Annotated in this window: 16 protein-coding genes; 3 read left to right on the top strand and 13 right to left on the bottom strand. The window is 73.1% G+C overall.

Translation table 11 applies throughout. The features are described from left to right. Positions 1-21 precede the first annotated feature (21 nt). Both DDQ41_RS24295 and DDQ41_RS24290 read right to left on the bottom strand, forming a co-directional pair. Positions 22-1,164, bottom strand: a complete 1,143-nt coding sequence (locus DDQ41_RS24295; RefSeq protein WP_281278212.1) for an AI-2E family transporter — start codon at positions 1,162-1,164, stop codon at positions 22-24. A 419-nt stretch (positions 1,165-1,583) separates the two neighbouring features. Next, positions 1,584-1,778, bottom strand: a complete 195-nt coding sequence (locus tag DDQ41_RS24290; protein WP_017950001.1) for a DUF3046 domain-containing protein — start codon at positions 1,776-1,778, stop codon at positions 1,584-1,586. A gap of 79 nt (positions 1,779-1,857) precedes the next feature. Between DDQ41_RS24290 and DDQ41_RS24285 the strand changes: the two genes are divergently transcribed. Then, a complete protein-coding gene (locus tag DDQ41_RS24285; RefSeq protein ID WP_109296377.1) occupies positions 1,858-2,763 on the top strand; it encodes a hypothetical protein in 906 nt (301 codons plus the stop codon). A 172-nt stretch (positions 2,764-2,935) separates the two neighbouring features. On the opposite strand, the gene DDQ41_RS24280 is transcribed toward DDQ41_RS24285, so the two are convergent. From DDQ41_RS24280 to DDQ41_RS24270, 3 genes are all read right to left on the bottom strand, one after another. Continuing rightward, positions 2,936-3,244: an AzlD domain-containing protein gene (locus DDQ41_RS24280; RefSeq protein ID WP_109296376.1), complete on the bottom strand. Its 309-nt coding sequence runs from the start codon at positions 3,242-3,244 to the stop codon at positions 2,936-2,938. Then, complete coding sequence (locus DDQ41_RS24275) at positions 3,241-3,930, bottom strand: AzlC family ABC transporter permease (RefSeq protein ID WP_109296375.1); 690 nt, start codon at positions 3,928-3,930, stop codon at positions 3,241-3,243. Before DDQ41_RS24275 ends, DDQ41_RS24280 begins: the two co-directional genes overlap by 4 nt. 239 nt (positions 3,931-4,169) lie before the next feature. Next, the gene (locus tag DDQ41_RS24270; RefSeq protein WP_109296374.1) at positions 4,170-5,003 is read right to left on the bottom strand and encodes an AraC family transcriptional regulator; all 834 of its coding nucleotides are present in this window, start codon (positions 5,001-5,003) and stop codon (positions 4,170-4,172) included. A 56-nt stretch (positions 5,004-5,059) separates the two neighbouring features. On the opposite strand from DDQ41_RS24270, the gene DDQ41_RS24265 reads away from it, so the two are divergent. Together DDQ41_RS24265 and DDQ41_RS24260 are read left to right on the top strand one after the other, a co-directional pair. Further along, positions 5,060-9,682: an ATP-dependent helicase gene (locus DDQ41_RS24265; RefSeq protein ID WP_109297919.1), complete on the top strand. Its 4,623-nt coding sequence runs from the start codon at positions 5,060-5,062 to the stop codon at positions 9,680-9,682. A 418-nt stretch (positions 9,683-10,100) separates the two neighbouring features. Next, complete coding sequence (locus DDQ41_RS24260; RefSeq protein ID WP_109296373.1) at positions 10,101-10,934, top strand: Fpg/Nei family DNA glycosylase; 834 nt, start codon at positions 10,101-10,103, stop codon at positions 10,932-10,934. A gap of 603 nt (positions 10,935-11,537) precedes the next feature. Here the strand turns inward: DDQ41_RS24260 and DDQ41_RS24255 are convergent. From DDQ41_RS24255 to DDQ41_RS24220, 8 genes are all read right to left on the bottom strand, one after another. Continuing rightward, positions 11,538-11,792, bottom strand: a complete 255-nt coding sequence (locus DDQ41_RS24255) for a hypothetical protein (RefSeq protein ID WP_109296372.1) — start codon at positions 11,790-11,792, stop codon at positions 11,538-11,540. A gap of 203 nt (positions 11,793-11,995) precedes the next feature. Then, positions 11,996-12,466 carry a Dps family protein gene (locus DDQ41_RS24250; RefSeq protein WP_167450277.1) on the bottom strand — a complete coding sequence of 157 codons (471 nt, stop codon included), beginning with the start codon at positions 12,464-12,466 and terminating at the stop codon, positions 11,996-11,998. 118 nt (positions 12,467-12,584) lie between these two features. Next, positions 12,585-12,962 carry a helix-turn-helix domain-containing protein gene (locus DDQ41_RS24245; protein WP_109296370.1) on the bottom strand — a complete coding sequence of 126 codons (378 nt, stop codon included), beginning with the start codon at positions 12,960-12,962 and terminating at the stop codon, positions 12,585-12,587. Between the two features lie 109 nt (positions 12,963-13,071). Beyond that, positions 13,072-13,581 carry a CinA family protein gene (locus DDQ41_RS24240; protein ID WP_109296369.1) on the bottom strand — a complete coding sequence of 170 codons (510 nt, stop codon included), beginning with the start codon at positions 13,579-13,581 and terminating at the stop codon, positions 13,072-13,074. Beyond that, the gene (gene pgsA / locus DDQ41_RS24235) at positions 13,578-14,255 is read right to left on the bottom strand and encodes a CDP-diacylglycerol--glycerol-3-phosphate 3-phosphatidyltransferase (RefSeq protein WP_109296368.1); all 678 of its coding nucleotides are present in this window, start codon (positions 14,253-14,255) and stop codon (positions 13,578-13,580) included. Before pgsA ends, DDQ41_RS24240 begins: the two co-directional genes overlap by 4 nt. After that, complete coding sequence (gene rimO / locus DDQ41_RS24230) at positions 14,252-15,733, bottom strand: 30S ribosomal protein S12 methylthiotransferase RimO (protein WP_109296367.1); 1,482 nt, start codon at positions 15,731-15,733, stop codon at positions 14,252-14,254. Before rimO ends, pgsA begins: the two co-directional genes overlap by 4 nt. A 144-nt stretch (positions 15,734-15,877) precedes the next feature. Further along, positions 15,878-16,699 carry a helix-turn-helix domain-containing protein gene (locus DDQ41_RS24225; RefSeq protein ID WP_109296366.1) on the bottom strand — a complete coding sequence of 274 codons (822 nt, stop codon included), beginning with the start codon at positions 16,697-16,699 and terminating at the stop codon, positions 15,878-15,880. A 195-nt stretch (positions 16,700-16,894) separates the two neighbouring features. Beyond that, on the bottom strand, positions 16,895-19,705 hold the full coding sequence (locus DDQ41_RS24220) for a DNA translocase FtsK (protein WP_109297918.1): 2,811 nt from the start codon (positions 19,703-19,705) through the stop codon (positions 16,895-16,897). Between the last annotated feature and the right edge of the window lie 101 nt (positions 19,706-19,806).

Raw genomic sequence — 19,806 nt, 5'->3', positions numbered from 1 at the left:
CCGCGGCCCCCGAGAGGGCTCTCAGCCGCCGCTCTCCCCGTCGGCCGCCGCCCCGTCCTTCCTGCTGCGCAGGGCCCGCTGGACCCGGGCCAGCACCACCTCGCCGTGCCTCCGGTGCCCGTGGACCCGCGGGTCCTCCGTCACGGTGTAGCGCTTCACATAGGCACCGAGGAAGGCCTGGAGCGTGGCGACGGCCGGGATCGCGATCAGCGCGCCGACGGCACCCAGCAGCGCGGTGCCGGCGATGACCGAGCCGAACGCCACCGCCGGATGGATGTCCACGGTCCGGGCGGTGAGCTTCGGCTGCAGCACATAGTTCTCGAACTGCTGGTAGATCAGCACGAAACCCAGCACCCACAGCGCGTACCAGGGGTTGATCGTGAAGGCGATGAGCATCGGCAGGGCCCCCGCGAGATAGGTGCCGATGGTCGGGATGAACTGCGACACCAGCCCCACCCACATGGCCAGCGCCGGGGCGTACGGCACATCCAGCATCGCCAGCAGCACATAGTGTGCGAACCCCGAGATCAGCGCCATCAGCCCGCGCGAGTACAGGTATCCGCCCGTCTTGTCGACGGCGATCTCCCAGGCCCTCAGCACCTCGGCCTGCTTCGACGGAGGCAGCACCGAGCACAGCGCGCGCCGCAGCCTCGGCCCGTCCGCCGCGAAGTAGAAGGAGAAGAGGAAGATCGTCAGCAGCCTGAACAGACCGCCGAGCACCGTCGCGGAGACGTCGAGCACACCGGTCGCGCTGTTCTGCACGTACTTCTGCAGCCAGTCGGAACGCAGCAGGCTGTCCTGGATCGCGACCCTGGACAGCTCGCTGTGGAAGGTCTTGTTGATCCAGTTGATCACCTGGTCCAGGTACTCGGGGAAGTCCTCGACCATCTCGACGATCTGACCGGCCAGCATCGAGCCGAGCGCCACGACGAAGCCCACACTCGCGGCCAGCACCGCGATGAAGACGAGGAACGTGGCGATGCCGCGGCGGACGCCGCGGGCCGCCATCCGGCCCACGGCGGGCTCGATCGCGAGCGCCAGGAAGAACGCGATCAGTACGTTGATCAGCAGACCGATCAGCTGGTGGAGGGCCCAGCTGCCGAGCTGGAAGCAACCGTAGAGCGTCAGTGCCAGCACCATCGCGCGGGGCAGCCAGCGCGGCATCCGGCTCGGTGCGGCCGCCGCGCCGGCGGTCCCGCCGGTCCGGCCGTCTGCGCCGGGCGCGGCTGCGGGCGGGGGGACGGTCACCCGGGCCGGGGCACCTGCCGCGCCGCTCCCGGTGTCGTCGTCGGGCCGCCCGGCCTCCGCGTACCGGGAGGTCGGGCGGTTCTCGTCCTGGGTGGTCCCGTCGTTCGCTGCCACGGAGCAAGTCTCGCCTACCGGGGCGACACCCGGCACGGGCCTGTGGACAGAGCCCCGGCCATGGACCGTCCCGTCATGCCGCGGACCTCACGACCCCGGGGCGGGCACCCCGGATACGGGACGCGGACGGGGAACACCCGACGGGGAACGCGGGCGGGGGACACCGGACAGACAGCACCGGACAGGCAGCACGGGACAGGGGCGATGGCGAGGCTCCCGGGTCAGCGCCTGTCCGCGGGGATGCCGACCGCCGCGCACACCCCGCGCCAGACGTCCTTCGTCTCCCAGCCGGCCGCCAGCGCCTCGTACACCGTCCGGCCTCCGAGTTCCGTCATCACATGGTCGCGTGCGAAGGAGTCGGCGTAGGCCGCGCCGAAGTGCTCTTCCATCCGCTCCCAGAAAATCGTCAACCGCATGACACCATTATCCGTCCCCTGAGAGTGCAGACCTGTCCGCCGGTCTTGTGCGAAGCCCGTTCGCCTCTACCGTCGGAGCATGGCTGGAACACCTCTGGCACGCGCCGAGCACTTCGTCTGGCTCACGGCCCGTGTACTCGAACAGCGGCGGTTCGCGTATCACTTCCTGGGGGCGGCGGCCGAGCCGGTCGAGGCCGCGCTGACCGCGTACCTCAACGAGGACGGCGGCTACGGACACGCCCTGGAGCCCGATCTCCGCGGCCCCGGGAGCCAGCCGCTGCACACCGCGCACGCCCTGCGCGTGCTGGACTCGATCGGGCGCTGCGGCGGGCTGCGTGCGGAGCGGATCTGCCGCTACCTCACGCACGCGGCCACCCGGGACGGCGCCCTGCCCCTGGTCCATCCCTCGCAGCGCGGGTATCCCACGGCGCCGTTCATCCCGGTCGTGGCCGATCCGCCCGGTGAGCTGCTGGCCACGGGGCCCGTGGTGGGGCTGCTGCACCGCAACCGGGTGTGGCACGCGTGGCTGTTCCGCGCGACCGACTTCTGCTGGGCGGCCGTGGAGGGGCTGCGGAAGTCGCACCCGTACGAGATCCAGGCGGCGGTCGCCTTCCTGGACGGGGTCCCGGACAGGTCGCGTGCCGAGGAGGCCGGGGACCGGCTCGGCCGGCTGGTGCGCGAGCAGCGGCTCGTGGTGCTCGACCCCGCCCGTTCGGACGACTACCCGGTCGCCGCGGGCTACGCCCCGGGCGAGTACCACTATCCGCACGACTACGCACGCGTACCCGACTCGCTGGCACGGCTCTGGTTCACCGACGAGGAGATGGAGCGGTCGCTCGACCACCTCGCCCGTGAGCAGCAGGAGGACGGTGGCTGGCCGGTCCGCTGGCGCCAGTGGGCGCCGAGCACCGCCCCGGAGTGGCGTCCGGTGGTGACGGTCGAGGCGCTGCGCACACTGCGGGCGCACGGGCGCGTGCTCCGCTGAGGGGCACGCGGCCTGCGGGGGCGCATACGGCGTCCTGGCGAGAGCCGCCGCGCCCGCGTCGACCGTGCTGACGCCCTGCTGCGGACACGCGGCGTCCTGCCGTCGGGCGGCACCGGCACCGGTCGCCTTCGGCCCTCTCCCCTGCCGCGGCTCCGCCGGACGGCTGGCCGGCTCAGGCCCCGAGGGCCCTCGCCGCCGCGGTGACGGCCACGGCGGCGGCGACCACGACGAGGAACGGCGCCCGCAGGACCAGCGCCGCCGCCGCGGCGGCCAGCCCCGCGGCGCGGGCGTCCAGCACCAGTGCGCCGCCCGTGCTGAACGACTGCTGGGCGGTGAGCGCTGCCAGCAGCGCGACCGGGAGCAGGGCGGCGAGCCGCCTGACGAGCGGGCGCTCCAGCGCGCCGGCCGGTACCAGCAAACCGGCCAGTTTGACCAGGTAGCAGGCGGCGGCGGTCACTCCGATGGCGATCCAGACGTTCAACGGTCGGCTCCCGTCCGCCTGCCGGCCATCCGCCCCTGCCACCAGAGGACGGCGGGCGCCGCGAGTGCCGCGACCAGTACCGGCACTCCGGCGGGCAGCACCGGCAGCAGCCCCAGCCCTAGGAGGACCGCGATACCCGCGACCACCCGATCGGTCGTCGTGCGCAGCATGGGCGCCAGCAGTGCCAGGAAGACGGCCGGCCCGGCCGCGTCCAGTCCCCAGGCGTTCGTGTCGCCGACGGCCTCGGCGCCGAGCGCCCCGAGCAGCGTGGTGAGGTTCCACAGCAGATAGAGGGTGAGCCCGGTGACGGTGAAGCCGATGCGGGCGGCCCTGCGGGTGGGCTGGGCCAGGGCCACCGCGGTGGTCTCGTCGATGACCCAGTGGGCCGCGAGGGGCCGCACGGCCCGGCGCACGGCGAGGAGCTGGGAGAGCCGCAGACCGTAGAAGGCGTTGCGGGTACCGAGGAAGAAGGCGCCGGCGGCGGCGGTGAACGGGTTGCCGCCCGCGGCCAGTGCCCCGACCAGTGCGAACTGCGACGCACCGGTGAATACGAGCAGGCTGAGGGCGCAGATCTGCAGGACGTCGAGCCCGGCGCCCGCGGCGGTCACACCGAAGGCGAAGCCGGACAGGCCGACGGCGACGCCCACCCCGAGGGCGTCCCGGACCACTGCGGAGTCGGCTTTCACCGGTACGCCGGCGGTCGCACCCGCCGGCTCGGCCGGGGTGCGCCGTTCGACGTCGACGGGTATTGCTGCTGATGCTGTCTGTTCTGGCACGCCATGGACGGTACGGGACCGGATACTTCGCGGTCTTGTACGTTCTTGCACGCATGCGTCGCCTCATCCCGCCCCGGCACACCCGCTTCGCCGCTTCCCCGCCTCGCCGCTTCCCCGGCCGCCGCCCGCCCTGCCGGGGGGCGGGGGCCTCACAGCGGATCGCCGACTCCCCGTCCCCGCCGGTAGGCCCCCGGGGGCACCCCCACGATCCGCGTGAAGTGCCGGTTCAGGTGCGGCTGATCGGTGAATCCGACCGCGGCGGCCGCCTGCGCCGGGGCCGCGCCCACGTCCAGCAGGCTCCGGGCCCGGCGGACGCGGGCGTCGGTGAGCCAGGTGTGCGGAGGCATCCCGTAGCGGTCACGGAAGGCCCGCAGCAGGGCGAACGGGCTGGTGGCGAGTTCCGCGGCGAGAGCCTGGAGGGTGGGCGGGGCCGCCATCCGCTCCTCCAGCACCGCCCGGGCGCGCTCCGCGTCACGCGCGCCCGCCGTGAGCGGTTCGCGCGCCGGGAGGCTGCTCCCGTGGTTCCGCAGCAGCCGCGCCACCATGATCCGCAGCACGCTGTCGGCGGCGAGCGCGTTGCCCTCCTCGGCCGCGCGGTGCACCTCGTGGATCATCAGGGCCGCATGCCGGTCGGCCACGGCGGTCTCCGCGAAGCCGGCGGTTCCCCTGATCGTCGTGGTCTCCGCCGCTATCTCGGCCACCACCCGGGACGACGGGTAGAGCGTCGAGTACACCCAGCCCTCCGCGACCCCGGCGCGGGCGGTGTGCGGAACCTCTGGATTGATCATCACGACCGTGCCCGGCCCGGCGTGCACGACACCGCCCGGCAGCCCGACGTCCTCGAGGCCGTGCGTGATCGTCCCGAAGACATAGCCCTCGTGGCTGTGGCGGGGGAACGTGTGCCGCACGTAACGGGCCCGGAGCAGGTCGATCCCCGGAAGCCGCTCGTGCTGCCAGTACCGCGCCCACTCGCCCTCCGCCATGTCGATATTCTCGCAGGTCCGGGCGCTTGTCAGTGGGGCGGTGCACGATGGGTGTCATGGTCGGCAGTGCACTCGACACCTTCGCCCCCGCGACCCGCGGCTGGTTCACCGGGGCCTTCAGCGCGCCCACCGCGGCCCAGGAGGGCGCCTGGCGGGCGATCGGCCGCGGCTCCGACGTGCTGGTCGTCGCCCCGACCGGCTCCGGGAAGACGCTCGCCGCGTTTTTGGCCGCCCTCGACGGCCTGACGTCCGCCCCGCCCCCGGCGGAGACCGGGAAGCGCTGCCGGGTGCTGTACGTGTCGCCGCTGAAGGCCCTCGCGGTCGACGTGGAGCGCAATCTCCGCAGCCCGCTGACCGGTATCCGGCAGGAGGCGGTGCGGCTCGGACTGCCGGAGCCCGAGGTGCGCGTCGGCATCCGGTCCGGGGACACCCCCGCGGCCGAGCGGCGGGCGCTGGCGACTCGTCCGCCCGACATCCTGATCACCACTCCCGAGTCGCTGTTCCTGATGCTCACCTCGTCCGCCCGCGAGGCGCTGGGCGGCGTCGAGACGGTGATCGTCGACGAGGTGCACGCGGTCGCGGGCACCAAGCGCGGCGCACACCTGGCGCTGTCCCTCGAGCGGCTGGACGAGCTGCTGCCCCGGCCGGCCCGCAGGATCGGCCTCTCGGCGACCGTCCGGCCGGTGGACGAGGTGGCGCGCTACCTGTCGCCGGGGCGGCGGGCGGAGGTCGTCCAGCCGCCCTCCGGCAAGGAGTTCGACCTCTCCGTCGTCGTCCCGGTCGAGGACATGGGCGAGCTCGGGGGCTCTCCGGCCTCCGAGCCGGACGGCGCCGGCGAGAAGCCGTCGATCTGGCCGCAGGTGGAGGAGCGCATCGCCGATCTGGTGCAGGCCCACCGCTCGACGATCGTCTTCGCGAACTCCCGCCGTCTCGCGGAGCGGCTCTGCAACCGGCTCAACGAGATCGCCTACGAGCGCGCCGTGGGGGAGCCCCTTCCCGACGGCGCCCCACCCGCGGAGGTCATGGCTCAGTCCGGGGCGGCGCGGGGCGCGCCCCCGCTGCTCGCCCGCGCGCACCACGGCTCCGTCTCCAAGGAGCAGCGCGCTCTCGTCGAGGAGGACCTGAAGGCGGGCAGGCTGCCCGCCGTCGTCGCGACGTCCAGTCTGGAGCTGGGCATCGACATGGGCGCGGTGGACCTGGTCGTCCAGGTCGAGTCCCCGCCGTCGGTCGCCTCCGGCCTGCAGCGCGTCGGCCGCGCCGGACACCAGGTGGGCGCGGTGTCCACGGGTGTCGTGTTCCCCAAGTACCGGGGGGATCTGGTCCAGGCGGCCGTCGTCACCGAGCGGATGCGCACCGGCTCGATCGAATCACTCCGTGTCCCCGCCAATCCGCTGGACGTGCTGGCCCAGCAGCTCGTCGCCATGGTCGCCCTCGACACCTGGCAGTTCGACGACCTGCTGGCGGTCGTGCGCCGCGCCGCGCCCTTCGCCTCGCTCCCCGAGTCGGCGTTCACGGCCGTGCTGGACATGCTGGCGGGCCGGTACCCGTCCGACGCCTTCGCCGAGCTGCGCCCGCGGGTGGTGTGGGACCGGGTCGCCGGGACGGTCACGGGGCGCCCCGGCGCCCAGCGGCTCGCGGTCACCTCGGGCGGCACGATCCCGGACCGCGGGCTGTTCGGCGTCTTCCTGGCCGGTGCGGACCCCCGGAAGGGCGGCGGCCGGGTCGGCGAACTCGACGAGGAGATGGTCTACGAGTCCCGGGTCGGTGACGTCTTCACCCTGGGCACCACCTCATGGCGGATCGAGGACATCACCCGCGACCGGGTGCTCGTCTCCCCCGCGCCCGGGGTCCCCGGCCGGCTGCCCTTCTGGAAGGGCGACCAGCTGGGCCGCCCACTCGAGCTGGGCAGGGCGGTGGGCGCCTTCCTCCGCGAGATCGGGTCGCTGTCCGAGGAGGACGCCCGGCTGCGGCTGATGACGGCCGGCCTCGACGGCTGGGCGGCCGGGAACGTGCTGTCGTACCTCGACGAGCAGCGCAGGGCCTGCGGGCATGTGCCCGACGACCGCACCATCGTCGTCGAGCGGTTCCGTGACGAGCTGGGCGACTGGCGGGTCGTGGTGCACTCGCCGTTCGGTGCCCAGGTCCACGCCCCCTGGGCACTCGCGCTGGGCGCGCGCCTCTCCGAGCGGTACGGCGTGGACGCCCAGGTCATGCACGCGGACGACGGAATCGTGCTGCGGCTCCCCGACGCCGACCTGATGGGCCTCGACCTGCTGGACCAGGACCCGGTACACCTCGACACCTCGTACGACGGCGACCAGGCCCCGGTCGGCGCCGGCGACACCCTGTTCGACAAGGGCGAGATCGGTCAGATCGTCACCGACCAGGTCGGCGGATCCGCCCTGTTCGCGTCCCGGTTCCGCGAGTGCGCGGCCCGCGCCCTGCTGCTGCCGCGCCGGAACCCCGGCAAGCGCACCCCGCTGTGGCAGCAGCGTCAGCGCGCGGCCCAGCTGCTCCAGGTCGCCAGTGAGTTCGGCTCGTTCCCGATCGTCCTGGAGGCCGTACGGGAGTGCCTCCAGGACGTCTTCGACGTCCCCGGGCTCGAGGAGCTGATGGGCGACATCGAGTCGCGCCGGGTGCGGCTCGTCGAGGTCACCACCCCCGAGCCGTCCCCCTTCGCACGCTCCCTCCTGTTCGGCTATGTGGCCCAGTTCCTCTACGAGGGGGATTCGCCGCTCGCCGAGCGCCGGGCCGCCGCCCTCTCGCTGGACTCCCGGCTGCTCGCCGAACTCCTCGGCCAGGCGGAACTGCGCGAACTGCTCGACGCGGACGTCCTGGGCGGGCTGGAGCGGGAGCTCCAGTGGCTCACGGACGACCGCAGGGTCAAGGACGTGGAGGGCGTCGCCGACCTGCTGCGGGTCCTCGGGCCGCTGACCACCGGGGAGCTGACCGAGCGCGGGGCCGACCCCGGCTGGCCGGAGGAGCTCGCCGGTACCCGCCGCGCCATCCGGGTCCGGATCGCCGGTGCGGAGCACTGGGCGGCGGTGGAGGACGCGGGACGCCTCAGGGACGCGCTGGGCACGGCGCTGCCGGTGGGCGTCCCCGAGGCGTTCACGGAGCCGGTGAAGGACCCGCTCGGTGATCTGCTGGCCCGTTTCGCCCGCACACACGGGCCCTTCACCTCGTCGCAGGCGGCCGCGCGGTTCGGGCTGGGCGCGGCCGTGACGGACGGGGCACTGCAACGGCTCGCCGCGGCCGGGCGGGTCGTCCAGGGCGAGTTCCATCCGTCGGGCATCGGCCAGGAGTGGTGCGACGCCGCCGTGCTGCGCCGGCTGCGGCGCCGCTCCCTCGCCGCGCTCCGCGAGGAGCTGGAACCGGTGCCGCCCGCCGCGCTGGCCGCCTTCCTCCCCCAGTGGCAGCATGTGGGCGGCGGCAGCCTGCGCGGGATCGACGGGCTGGCCCGTGCCGTGGAGCAACTCCAGGGCGCCCCCGTGCCCGCCTCCGCGCTGGAGAAGCTGATCCTCCCGTCCCGGGTGGCCGGATACGCACCGGGCATGCTGGACGAGCTGACCACGACCGGCGAGGTGGTGTGGGCCGGAGCCGGGGCGCTGCCGGGCAAGGACGGCTGGGTCTCGCTCTACCACGCGGACGCCGCCCCGCTCCTGCTGCCGCGGCCCCACCCGCTGGAGCTGACGGCCCTCCACGAGTCGGTGCTCCGCACCCTCGCGGGGGGCTACGGCCTGTTCTTCCGCCACATCGCGGACCAGGTGCGGGCGACGACGCACCCGGAGATCACCGACCCCCAGCTCGCCGACGCGCTGTGGGAGCTGGCCTGGTCCGGGCGGCTGACCAACGACACCCTGGCGCCGCTGCGCTCGCTCCTGGGTTCCGGACGGACGGCGGGGTCCACCGCGCACCGTGCCCGGCGCACGGTCCCGCGTGGGCGGTACGGCTCCTTGACGGCTGCCGCGCGGACCGCGTCCCGCAACGGTCCGCCGACCGTCTCCGGACGCTGGTCCCTGCCGCCCGCGCACGAGCCCGACCCCACGCACCGCGCCCACGCCCTGGCCCGCACGTTGCTCGACCGGCATGGCGTCGTCACCAGGGGCGCGGTCGCCGCCGAAGGCGTCGAGGGCGGCTTCTCGGCGACATACCGCGTCCTCTCCGCCTTCGAGGACAGCGGACAGGCCCGGCGGGGCTATGTCGTCGAGGGGCTCGGAGCCGCCCAGTTCGCGATGGACGGCGCGGTGGACCGGCTGCGGGCCGCCGCCGGCGCCCGCGAGCGCGCCGGCGGGCCCACCGCAGCGCGTGCGCTGGTGCTGGCCGCCGCCGACCCGGCGAACGCCTACGGGGCGGCGCTGTCCTGGCCCGAGCCGCCGGTCGGCGCGAGCCACAAACCGGGCCGCAAGGCGGGGTCACTGGTCGTGCTGGTCGACGGGGAACTCACGCTGTACCTGGAGCGGGGCGGCAAGACCTTGCTGTCCTGGCCCTCCGAACCGGACGACCCCGCGCTCCGTGCCGCCGCCGGGGCTCTGGCCGAGGCGGGCGCGGCGGGCATGCTCGGCACGATCACGATCGAGCGGATCAACAGTTCGGCGGCTCTGACCTCTCCGCTCTCCCCCCTGCTGGAGGAGTCCGGTTTCCACGCCACGCCACGCGGCCTGCGCATACGGGCCTGACGCGGGGCACACGTCCGCCGATCGCGCCCGACCGCGAGCGGGTTCGTGCCCCGTGGCCGTGCCCGTCTGCGCCCCCGGGACAGCAGGCACCCGCCGGCCGCGGGCCCGGGCCTCCTGTCCGGACCTCGGCCCCGAGCAAGCGAACGGGCACGGCGGCGCGCAGAGCGGGCCGGTTCCCTCGCCCCACTGGGCCGGACGAGGCTCGGCGAGTGCGCCCCCACCGTGCCACGTCCCGTCCCGCGCCCCGCTCGGCTCGGCTCGGCTCGGCTCGGCTCGGCTCGGCTCGGCTCGGCTCGGCTCGGCTCCCGGAGTGTCGGGGCGGCGCCCGGTGACCGGCCCTCGCCGCCGGCTGCCGGACCGTGCGGTTTCCAGGCTTCCCGTCCCGCGGCCGCAGGCCGGTGACGCGCATCATGGAGGCATGCCCGAAGGAGACACCGTCTGGCTGACCGCGCGGAAGCTCCGCGCCGCGCTGGCCGGACGGACGCTGACCCGCTCAGATCTCAGGGTTCCCCGCTTCGCCACCGCCGATCTCACCGGCCGCGAGGTGCTGGACGTCACCGCTCGGGGAAAGCACCTGCTCACCCGCATCGAAGGCGGGCTCACCCTGCACTCCCATCTCCGGATGGACGGCTCCTGGCGGGTCTTCCCCGCCGGCGAGCGCTGGCACGGCGGCCCCAACCACCAGATCCGCGCCGTGCTGGGCAACACCGAGCGTACGGCCGTGGGCTACCGCCTGCCCGTGCTGGAACTGATGCGTACACGGGACGAGGGCAAGGCGGTGGGGCATCTCGGGCCGGATCTGCTGGGGCCGGACTGGGATCCGGAAGCGGCCGTGCGCAACCTGCTCGCCGACCCCGCTCGCCCGATCGGCGAAGCCCTGCTGGACCAGCGCAACCTCGCGGGCATCGGCAACGTCTACAAGTCGGAGCTGGCCTTTCTGGCCCGGGTCACTCCCTGGCACCCGGTCGGCGGCCTGCCCCCGGGTGTTCCGGAGAGCCTCGTCGCAACGGCCCGGCGCCTGCTGGAGATCAACAAGGGCACCTTCGACCGGCGCACCACTCCGCGTACGGGCGCCGGCGGCTGCGGAGGCGACCAGCCGTGGAGCCCCCCGCGTCCGGGTGGGCAGCGCCTCTTCGTGTACGGGCGGCAGGGTGACCCGTGCCTGCGCTGCGGCACCGCGATCCGCAGGGCCGGACGGGACGACCGGGTCTCCTACTGGTGCCCGGGGTGCCAGTCCGGTCCCGTGTCCTGACCCGTCGCCGTGCACCCGCTCGGGCAGCAGCGTCGCCCCGCCGTTACCCCGGGCCCGACCGGGAGGACTGCGGATGCCCCCGAACCGGCCGCCCGTGCCTGCCCCCTAGCGCCCGGCGGCGCACGTTGTTTGACGATCCATCCCGTCGTTTGACGATCCATCAGATAAGAATCCGCGCTCGGCACGGCCCGTCACCGCGTAACGGCCGCCCAGCGACCGCCGCCCGCCCGGGACGTCGGCGGCCGCACCGCGTCCGTCACCGGGATCGCGAACGCCCCGGCCGCCACCACATGCCTGCTCGCCGAGGCGGACGCCGCGCACACTGTGCGGACAGGGGCGGGCGAGGACATCGCGGAGTTCGCACTTCCGGCTGTTCCCGGACGGCCGCGAACAAGTACTTCCCGGACCCCCGTCGAGACGAGGGACAGCGACCGGGAACCCCGGGCGGGACGGTACCCGCCCGCCCCCCGGCCGCTACCGGACTCGCGGCGATCTGCACTGCGGCGGAGGCGGCCACGGCCAGGTTCTCACCGCTCGGCAGGGCCGGCGAGCCCACGGGCGCCGTCGACGCGCTACCGCAACTCGCCTCCGGCACGCCTTCGTTCACAGCGTGCCGGACCCTCCGGCCGAACGGGGGCGTCGCGGGGCCCTGGTAGCCGTGGTCGCCCCCCCGGCCCCACCGGCATCCCCGGCCCGCGACGCTACGTGCACCGGCAGCAGGCTGAGCCCCCACCCGCCTGCCGCCACTGCCCCCTCGACGAGCCCCGCGTGCTCCGGCACCAGCGCCAGCCGCAGCACGGCCCACCACCACGCAGCGCCCAGTGCGAGCGCCGGCAGCAGGACCCATCGCCTCTCCATGGCCGCCTCCTCCGGTCGACGCTAGACCGGACCGATCACGCGGCGGGAGGGCGCACCGGTTGCACACCCGGCGCGCCCGCAGCATCTGCGCCTAGCGCCCCAGCGGGCCATGCCCCGGACCGTGCGCCCGCGCAGCGGTCCCGGCGCCGTGTCCCGCCCGGCCGCCGCAGCGACCCCGGAGGAGGCCCCGGATATACCCACGGCTAGACGCTCTCGGCCTGGAACATCCACGCGTGCTTCTCGAGATCGGCCGTGAGCGCGATGAGGATGTCCTGGGTCACCGGATCCGGCTCGTCGGTGATCCGGATGCGCTCCCGCATCCGCTCGATCACCGCGGACAGCGATTTCACCATGGTGCTGACGACGTCCGAATCCTGGATCCAGCCGTCCGCGACCTTCCCGATGGCACTCGCGGAGGCAACGGTCGAGGCACGGCCGTCAGGGGCGACCCCGATGGCGGAGGCCCGCTCGGCCACGACGTCGGAGTGCTTCCGCGCCGTGGTCACGACCTCGTCCAGTTGCAGGTGAACAGAGCGGAAGCGGGGCCCGACCACGTTCCAGTGAACCTGCTTGGCCACGAGCGAGAGGTCGATCAGATCGACCAGTGCGCCCTGGAGGGCCTCACCCGTGACCTTGCGCGCGTCCTCGGGCAGCGTGCTCTTCACCGCAGACATAGTGACCTCCGTTCGACGACACCGTTCTCCACCATGACACAAATGGAATGAAACGGTTATTCGGGGATGACAAAAGCCCCGGTCGGGTACCCACCCGACCGGGGCTCACACCTGGGGATCAGGCGGCGACGACGTCCACCGCTTCCGCCGGTGCCTTGATCGTCACCCGTTCCGTCGGCACACCCGCGACCGATGTCACGGACACGGAGTTCAGCGGGCGCACCGGTGAGGACACCGGCTCGCTCGCCGCCGACGCGGCCAGCTCGGCGAGCGACAGCTCGTCGCTGACTTCCCGCATGAGCTCGGACATCCGTACGTCAAGCGCGTCGCAGATGGCGGAGAGCAGCTCGGAGGAAGCCTCCTTCTGCCCCCGCTCCACCTCGGAGAGATAGCCGAGAGAGACTCGGGCGGACGAGGAGACTTCGCGCAGAGTACGGCCCTGGCGCTGGCGCTGCCGACGCAGCACGTCACCCAGCAGGCGACGGAGCAGAATCATCGGTGGCTCCCTCCTCGGACCGCGTAGCCGCATCCTTCACGCCCCACCGTACCGCCTCGCGCTGCGGCCGTGCGGGGAGCGATGTCGTGTTCACTCAGGGCTGCAAACATCAGTTCCCCCCGTTCTGTTCCGTCTCCTGTGCCCGCCCGTTACCCGAGAGTTCGCGGGCGAGCAGTTCCAGCACCCGCCGGACACTCTCTCTACGGATTGCCGAGCGGTCGCCGTTCAACCTCAACCGGGCTACTTCACGGGTGCCGCCGGGGCCCGCGACCGCGACGAAGACGGTGCCCACCGGCTGTCCGTCCTGGGGGTCGGGCCCCGCGACGCCGGTGGTCGCGATGCCCCAGCCGGCCTCCGTCCGCGCCCTCACCCCCGCGGCCATCTGGGCGGCGACCTCCGGGTGCACCGCCCCGTGCGCGGCCAGGAGGGCCCCGTCGACCCCCAGGAGATCCCTTTTGAGGGCGCTCGTGTACGCGGTCACGGAGCCGAGGAAACTCCTCGAGGCACCCGGAACGGAGGTCAGCTCCGCGGCCACGAGACCGCCCGTGAGGGACTCCGCCACGGCGAGGCTCTCGCCGCGCTCCGCGAGAAGGGACAGCACCCCCGCGGCGCTGCTCATCCCGGGGACTCCGCGCGCTCCCGCGCGGCGGACCGTTCGGCTGCGATTCCCCTGCGCCGCAGGACCACCGCCTGGCGGACGTAGTCCAGGCCGGTGGCCACGGTCAGGACGACCGCCACGGCCATCACCCACCAGCGCAGGGTGGCCAGCGGCCCGGTGAGCACCAGCACGTACATGCCGACCGCCGTGCCCTGCGCGAGGGTCTTCAGCTTGCCGCCGCGACTGGCGGGGATCACCCCGTGGCGGATCACCCAGAAGCGCATCAGGGTGATCCCCAACTCGCGGGAGAGGATCACTGCGGTCACCCACCAGGGCAGGTCGCCGAGCGCCGACAGGCAGATCAGCCCCGCGGCCATGATCGCCTTGTCGGCGATCGGGTCCGCGATCTTCCCGAAGTCCGTGACCAGGTCGTACGCACGCGCCAGATGCCCGTCGAAGATGTCCGTGATCATCGCGACGGCGAAGGCCGCCCAGGCCCAGGCACGCCACACCGGGTCGTGCCCGCCGTCCATGAGCAGCAGCACGACGAAGCCGGGCACGAGCAGCAGCCGCACCATGGTGAGGATGTTGGCGATGTTCCACAGGCTGGCCTGGTTGACGGCCGCAGCGCCCAGCTTCCCGCCGGGCGCCGGCCTCCCGGTACCGCCCGCGGCGGATGCCGGCGCTCCGGTCATCTGCCCGCCTCCTCACGACGGTCCGAAACCACGTCGGCCACGAGATCGACGCCCTCCGTGCCGACGGCCTTCGCTTCGACCATACGTCCGGGCACCAGGCCGGTGGCACTCGTGAAGACGACCTGTCCGTCCGTCTCGGGCGCCTGGTGCGCGGCACGGCCGACGGCGCCGTCCTCGTCGTCGACGGACTCGACGAGGACGTGCAGGGTCTCCCCCAGGCGATCCTCGGCCCGCTGGGCGGTCAGTTCCTCGGCGAGCCGGGACAGCCGCGCCAGGCGCGCGTCGACGACGTCCTGGTGGAGCTTGCGCTCGTAACCGGCGGCCTCGGTGCCCTCCTCGTCGGAGTACCCGAAGACGCCGATCGCGTCCAGCCGTGCCTCGGTGAGGAACCGCTCGAGTTCGGCGAGGTCCGCCTCGTCCTCCCCCGGGAAGCCGACGATGAAGTTGGAGCGCACACCGGCCTGCGGGGCCTTGCCGCGGATGGTCTCCAGCAGTTCCAGGAACCGCTCGGTGTCGCCGAAGCGCCGCATGGCCCTCAGCACTCCGGGGGCGCTGTGCTGGAAGGAGAGGTCGAAGTAGGGCGCGACCCTATCGGTCGAGGTGAGGACGTCGATCAGCCCGGGGCGCATCTCGGCGGGCTGCAGATAGCTGACCCGGACCCGCTCGATGCCGTCGACGGCGGCGAGCTCGGGCAGCAGCGTCTCCAGGAGCCGGATGTCCCCGAGGTCCTTGCCGTACGAGGTGTTGTTCTCGGAGACCAGCATGATCTCCTTCACGCCCTGCCCGGCGAGCCAGCGGGTCTCGCCCAGCACGTCGCTCGGCCTGCGCGAGACGAAGGAGCCGCGGAAGGACGGGATGGCGCAGAACGAGCAGCGGCGGTCGCATCCGGAGGCCAGTTTCACCGAGGCGACCGGGCTGCTGTGCAACCTTCGGCGGAGGGGTGCCCGGGGCCCGGAGGCGGGCGCCAGACCCTCGGGGAGGTCGGCGGGCACGTCCTGCGGTTCCGGGGCCTGGGCGTGCCCGGGGAGGGACACGTCCGCGCCCTGCCGGTCCGCCGGGCTGATCGGCAGCAGCTTGCGGCGGTCGCGCGGCGTGTGGGAGGCGTGGACGCCTCCGCTCAGGATGGTCCGGAGGCGGTCCGAGATGTCGGCGTAGTCGTCGAAGCCCAGCACGCCGTCGGCCTCGGGCAGGGCCTCGGCGAGTTCCCTGCCGTACCGCTCGGCCATGCAGCCGACCGCGACGACGGCCTGGGTCTTCCCGCGGTCCTTGAGATCGTTGGCCTCGAGCAGGGCGTCGACGGAGTCCTTCTTGGCGGCCTCGACGAAGCCGCAGGTGTTCACGACCGCGACGTCCGCCTCGGCGGCTTCCTCGACGAGCTCCCAGCCGTCCGCCGCCAGGCGGCCTGCGAGCTCCTCCGAGTCCACCTCGTTACGGGCGCAGCCAAGAGTGACAAGGGCGACGGTACGGCGTTCGGGCATGGGCTCAAGACTACTTCGTCCCGGCCCACGCCCGATCCGCCAGGGTTGCCCCCCACGCCACGGGCGGTGGACGGCGGGCTTCCGGCCGGTTCCAGCAGGTCGCGGCCCGTTCCAGCAGTCGCGGCCGGTCCCGGCCGGTGCCGATCAGCCGGCCTCGGGGTCGCCCTTGGCGTAGGAGAGCCGTTCCACCTGACCGCTCTCGAACTCGTCCTCGACCTTCTTGCCGTTCACGAAGAGCTCGATGGCGCCCGCGTTCCCGAGGATGAGGTCCAGCCGCTCGTCGTCCTGGAAGGTCTTGGACTCGCCGGCGAGGAGCAGTCCGTCGAAGAGCAGCTTGCCGTTGGCGGACTTGGCGGAGATCCAGCTCTTGTCGTCGACCGCCGTCAGCTTCACCGTCACCTTGTCCTGCGGGACGGCGGCGATGGCGCTCTCCGAGGCCTCGGGCTTGGGCGCCGCCGGCTTGGCCGGAGACGGCTCGGGGCTGCTCTTCTCGGGTGCGGAGCCCTCGGCGACCTGCCTGGTGCCGCCGGCTCCGTCGGGACCGCTGAAGAGGGTGAAGCCGACGAAGCCGATGACTGCGACGATCGCCGCGACCATCGCGGCGGTCCAGTTGGGGCGCCTGCGTTCGGGGCGGATGCGCTCCGCCTCGAAGAGCGGGGCCGCCGGCGTCGGCGAGGGACGTCCGCCGTGCTCGGCGTCGTACCGGGCGACGAGGGGGTCCGGGTCCAGCCCCACGGCGCGCGCGAGTGTCCTGACGTGCCCGCGCGCGTAGACGTCGCCGCCGCAGCGCGAGAAGTCGTCCTGTTCGATCGCCTGCACGATGGGGACGCGCACCCGGGTGGAGGTGCTGACCTCGTCGACGGTCAGACCTGCGTCGGTGCGCGCCTGACGGAGCGAGCGGCCGATCGAAGGCCCGTCGTCTTCGGGAGAAGGACGGTCGTCTTCGGGGGAGTTGCCGATGGACACGGGGGCGCCTTTCGAGCGTGTAGCCACCTGCTGGAGGTTCAGTCTATGGGTGGTACGAAAGGGTGGGGCAACCGGGCGGATGCAGTTTGTACGCCATCGGAATGGCTGTACGTCAAGTTGCACGGAGTACGGGGAACAAGCCGTCCCCCATCCAACTGGACGTACGGGCAGGGGAAACGGTTGCCCCGCCCTTCCTCACGAATCAGACTCCCCACGGATCACCGCGAGCACTCCATCCAGCTCATCGGGTTTCACCAGGACGTCGCGCGCCTTGGAACCCTCGCTGGGACCCACGATGTTCCTGGACTCCATGAGGTCCATGAGGCGGCCCGCCTTGGCGAAGCCGACCCGGAGCTTGCGCTGAAGCATGGACGTCGAGCCGAACTGGGTGGAGACCACCAGCTCAGCCGCCTGGCAGAGCAGGTCGAGGTCGTCGCCGATGTCCTCGTCGACCTCCTTCTTCTGCTTCGTCCCCACCACCACGTCGTCCCGGAACGCGGGGGGCATCTGCTCCTTGCAGTGGCGTACGACGGCCGCGACCTCCTCCTCGGTCACGAAGGCGCCCTGCATCCGGGTGGGCTTGCCGGCTCCCATCGGCAGGAACAGGCCGTCGCCCTTGCCGATCAGCTTCTCCGCGCCCGGCTGGTCCAGGATGACCCGGCTGTCGGCGAGGGAGGACGTGGCGAAGGCGAGCCGGGAGGGCACGTTCGCCTTGATCAGACCGGTGACCACGTCGACCGACGGCCGCTGGGTGGCCAGGACCAGATGGATGCCGGCGGCACGGGCCAGCTGGGTGATCCGGACGACGGCGTCCTCGACGTCGCGGGGGGCGACCATCATCAGGTCCGCCAGTTCGTCGACGATCACCAGCAGGTACGGGTAGGGCTGGAGCTCGCGCTCGCTGCCCTCGGGTGCCTTGGCACGGCCGCTGCGCACGGCCCGGTTGAAGTCGTCGATGTGCCGGAATCCGTACGCGGCCAGGTCGTCGTAGCGCAGGTCCATCTCGCGCACGACCCACTGCAGGGCCTCCGCGGCCCGCTTGGGGTTGGTGATGATCGGTGTGATCAGGTGCGGGACGCCCTCGTAGGCCGTGAGCTCGACCCGCTTGGGGTCGACGAGGACCATCCGGACGTCCTCCGGGGTGGCCCGCATCAGCACGGAGGTGATCAGGCAGTTGACGCAGGAGGACTTGCCGGAGCCGGTGGCACCGGCGACCAGGATGTGGGGCATGTTCGCCAGGTTGGCCATGACATAGCCCCCCTCGACGTCCTTGCCGAGTGCGACCAGCATGGGATGGTCGTCCTCGGCCGCGTCGGCCAGCCGCAGCACGTCGCCGAGGTTGACCATCTCCCGGTCGGTGTTCGGGATCTCGATGCCGACGGCGGACTTGCCGGGGATCGGCGAGATGATCCGTACGTCGGGGCTCGCCACGGCGTAGGCGATGTTCTTGGTCAGCGCGGTGATGCGCTCCACCTTCACGGCGGGGCCGAGTTCGACCTCGTAGCGGGTGACCGTCGGGCCGCGGGTGAAACCGGTGACGGCGGCGTCGACCTTGAACTCCGTGAAGACGTTGGTCAGCGCTGCGACGATCGCGTCGTTGGCCGCGCTGCGGCTCTTGCCCGGTCCACCGCGTTCCAGCAGGTCGAGGGACGGCAGCCGGTAGGTGATGTCGCCGGAGAGCTGGAGCTGCTCGGCCCGCGGGGGCAGGGACTGCGGCTTGTCGGGAGCGGGCTTCGTCAGATCGGGCACCGAGCCCGTCGGCGCGGGCACTTCCTCCGCCGCGGGCGGCACGGGCTGCCCGGTCCGCGCGCCGGGCAGTGGCCCGGCGGCGCGCTCCCGATCTGCGGCGCGTTCCCGATCTGCGGTGAGGTCGCGGGTCAGACCGGCGACGACCGGCGACGGCGGCATCCCGTTGAGTACGGCCCCGTCGAGAGCGGCGGCGGCGGCAGCGGCGACGTCGACGGCGTCCATCGGCCGGCCGGCGTCGGGCTGCGCGGAGGGCCCGCGCCGGCGGCGCCTCGACAGCGCCGCCTCTTCCGCCCTGTCTGCGCCGTACCCCTCGGCGTATCCCTCGGCATACCCCTCCCCGCCCGGGCGCACCGAGGTGCGGCGGGGCGGGGAACTCGCCTCGCGCCACTCCCGGTCGCGCTCCCCCGGCTCCCCGGCGTCGTCCGCGTCGCGCTCGTACGGCACCTCCAGCAGCCCGAGGCGCACCCCGAGCATGCGCAGCCGCTGCGGGACGGCGGTGACCGGGGTGGCGGTGACGACGAGCAGACCGAAGACGGTGAGCAGCACCAGCAGCGGTACGGCGAGGACCTCCGTCATCATGAAGACCAGCGGCTTGGAGGCTGCCCAGCCGATCAGACCGCCCGCCGCCTGCATCGCCTCCGCGCCGTCCCCGCGCCCCGGCGAGCCGCAGGCGATGTGGACCTGCCCTAGCACGCCGACGGCCAGCGCCGTGAGCCCGATGACGATGCGGCCGTTGGCGTCGGGCCGCTCGGGGTAGAGGATCAGCCGTACGGCGATCGCCGCGAGCAGGATCGGCACGAGCAGATCGAGCCGGCCGAACGCGCCGGTGACGAGCATCTCCACGAGGTCGCCGACCGGGCCGTGCAGATCGGACCAGGTGCCCGCGGCGACGATCAGCGAGAGGGCGAGCAGCAGCAGCGCGAGCCCGTCCTTGCGGTGCACGGGGTCGAGCCCCTTGGCGCCGCGTCCTATGCCGCGGAGCACGGCACCGACCGTGTGTGCGACGCCGAGCCACATGGCGCGGAGCACCCACAGCACGCCGCCGGTGGGGTTCGGTGCGGGCCTGGGGGCGGTCTTCTTCGCCGCCGACCTGCGGGCGGGCGCCTTCTTCGCCGGTGCGCGCTTCGCGACCGGCTTCTTCGCCGCGACCTTCTTCGCGGGCGCCGCCTTCTTCGCGGCACCGGTCGTACGGCCGGCGCGCGGCTGCGCGGTACCCGCCGCGCCTTGGGAACCCTTGCCGGACGTACGTGAGGCCATGGTGGTGAGGTTACCGGTGCGGAAGGCGAGGGACACGCGTGCCCAGTGGTTCACCCGTTCGTGTCGCCCTTGCCGTGTCGGCCGGCTGACGCTCGCTCAGC

Source organism: Streptomyces spongiicola, from assembly GCF_003122365.1.
GTDB classification, from domain to species: Bacteria; Actinomycetota; Actinomycetes; order Streptomycetales; family Streptomycetaceae; genus Streptomyces; species Streptomyces spongiicola.
The sequence above is the reverse complement of the archived record's forward strand: the minus strand, read 5'-3'. Positions and strand labels throughout refer to the sequence as shown.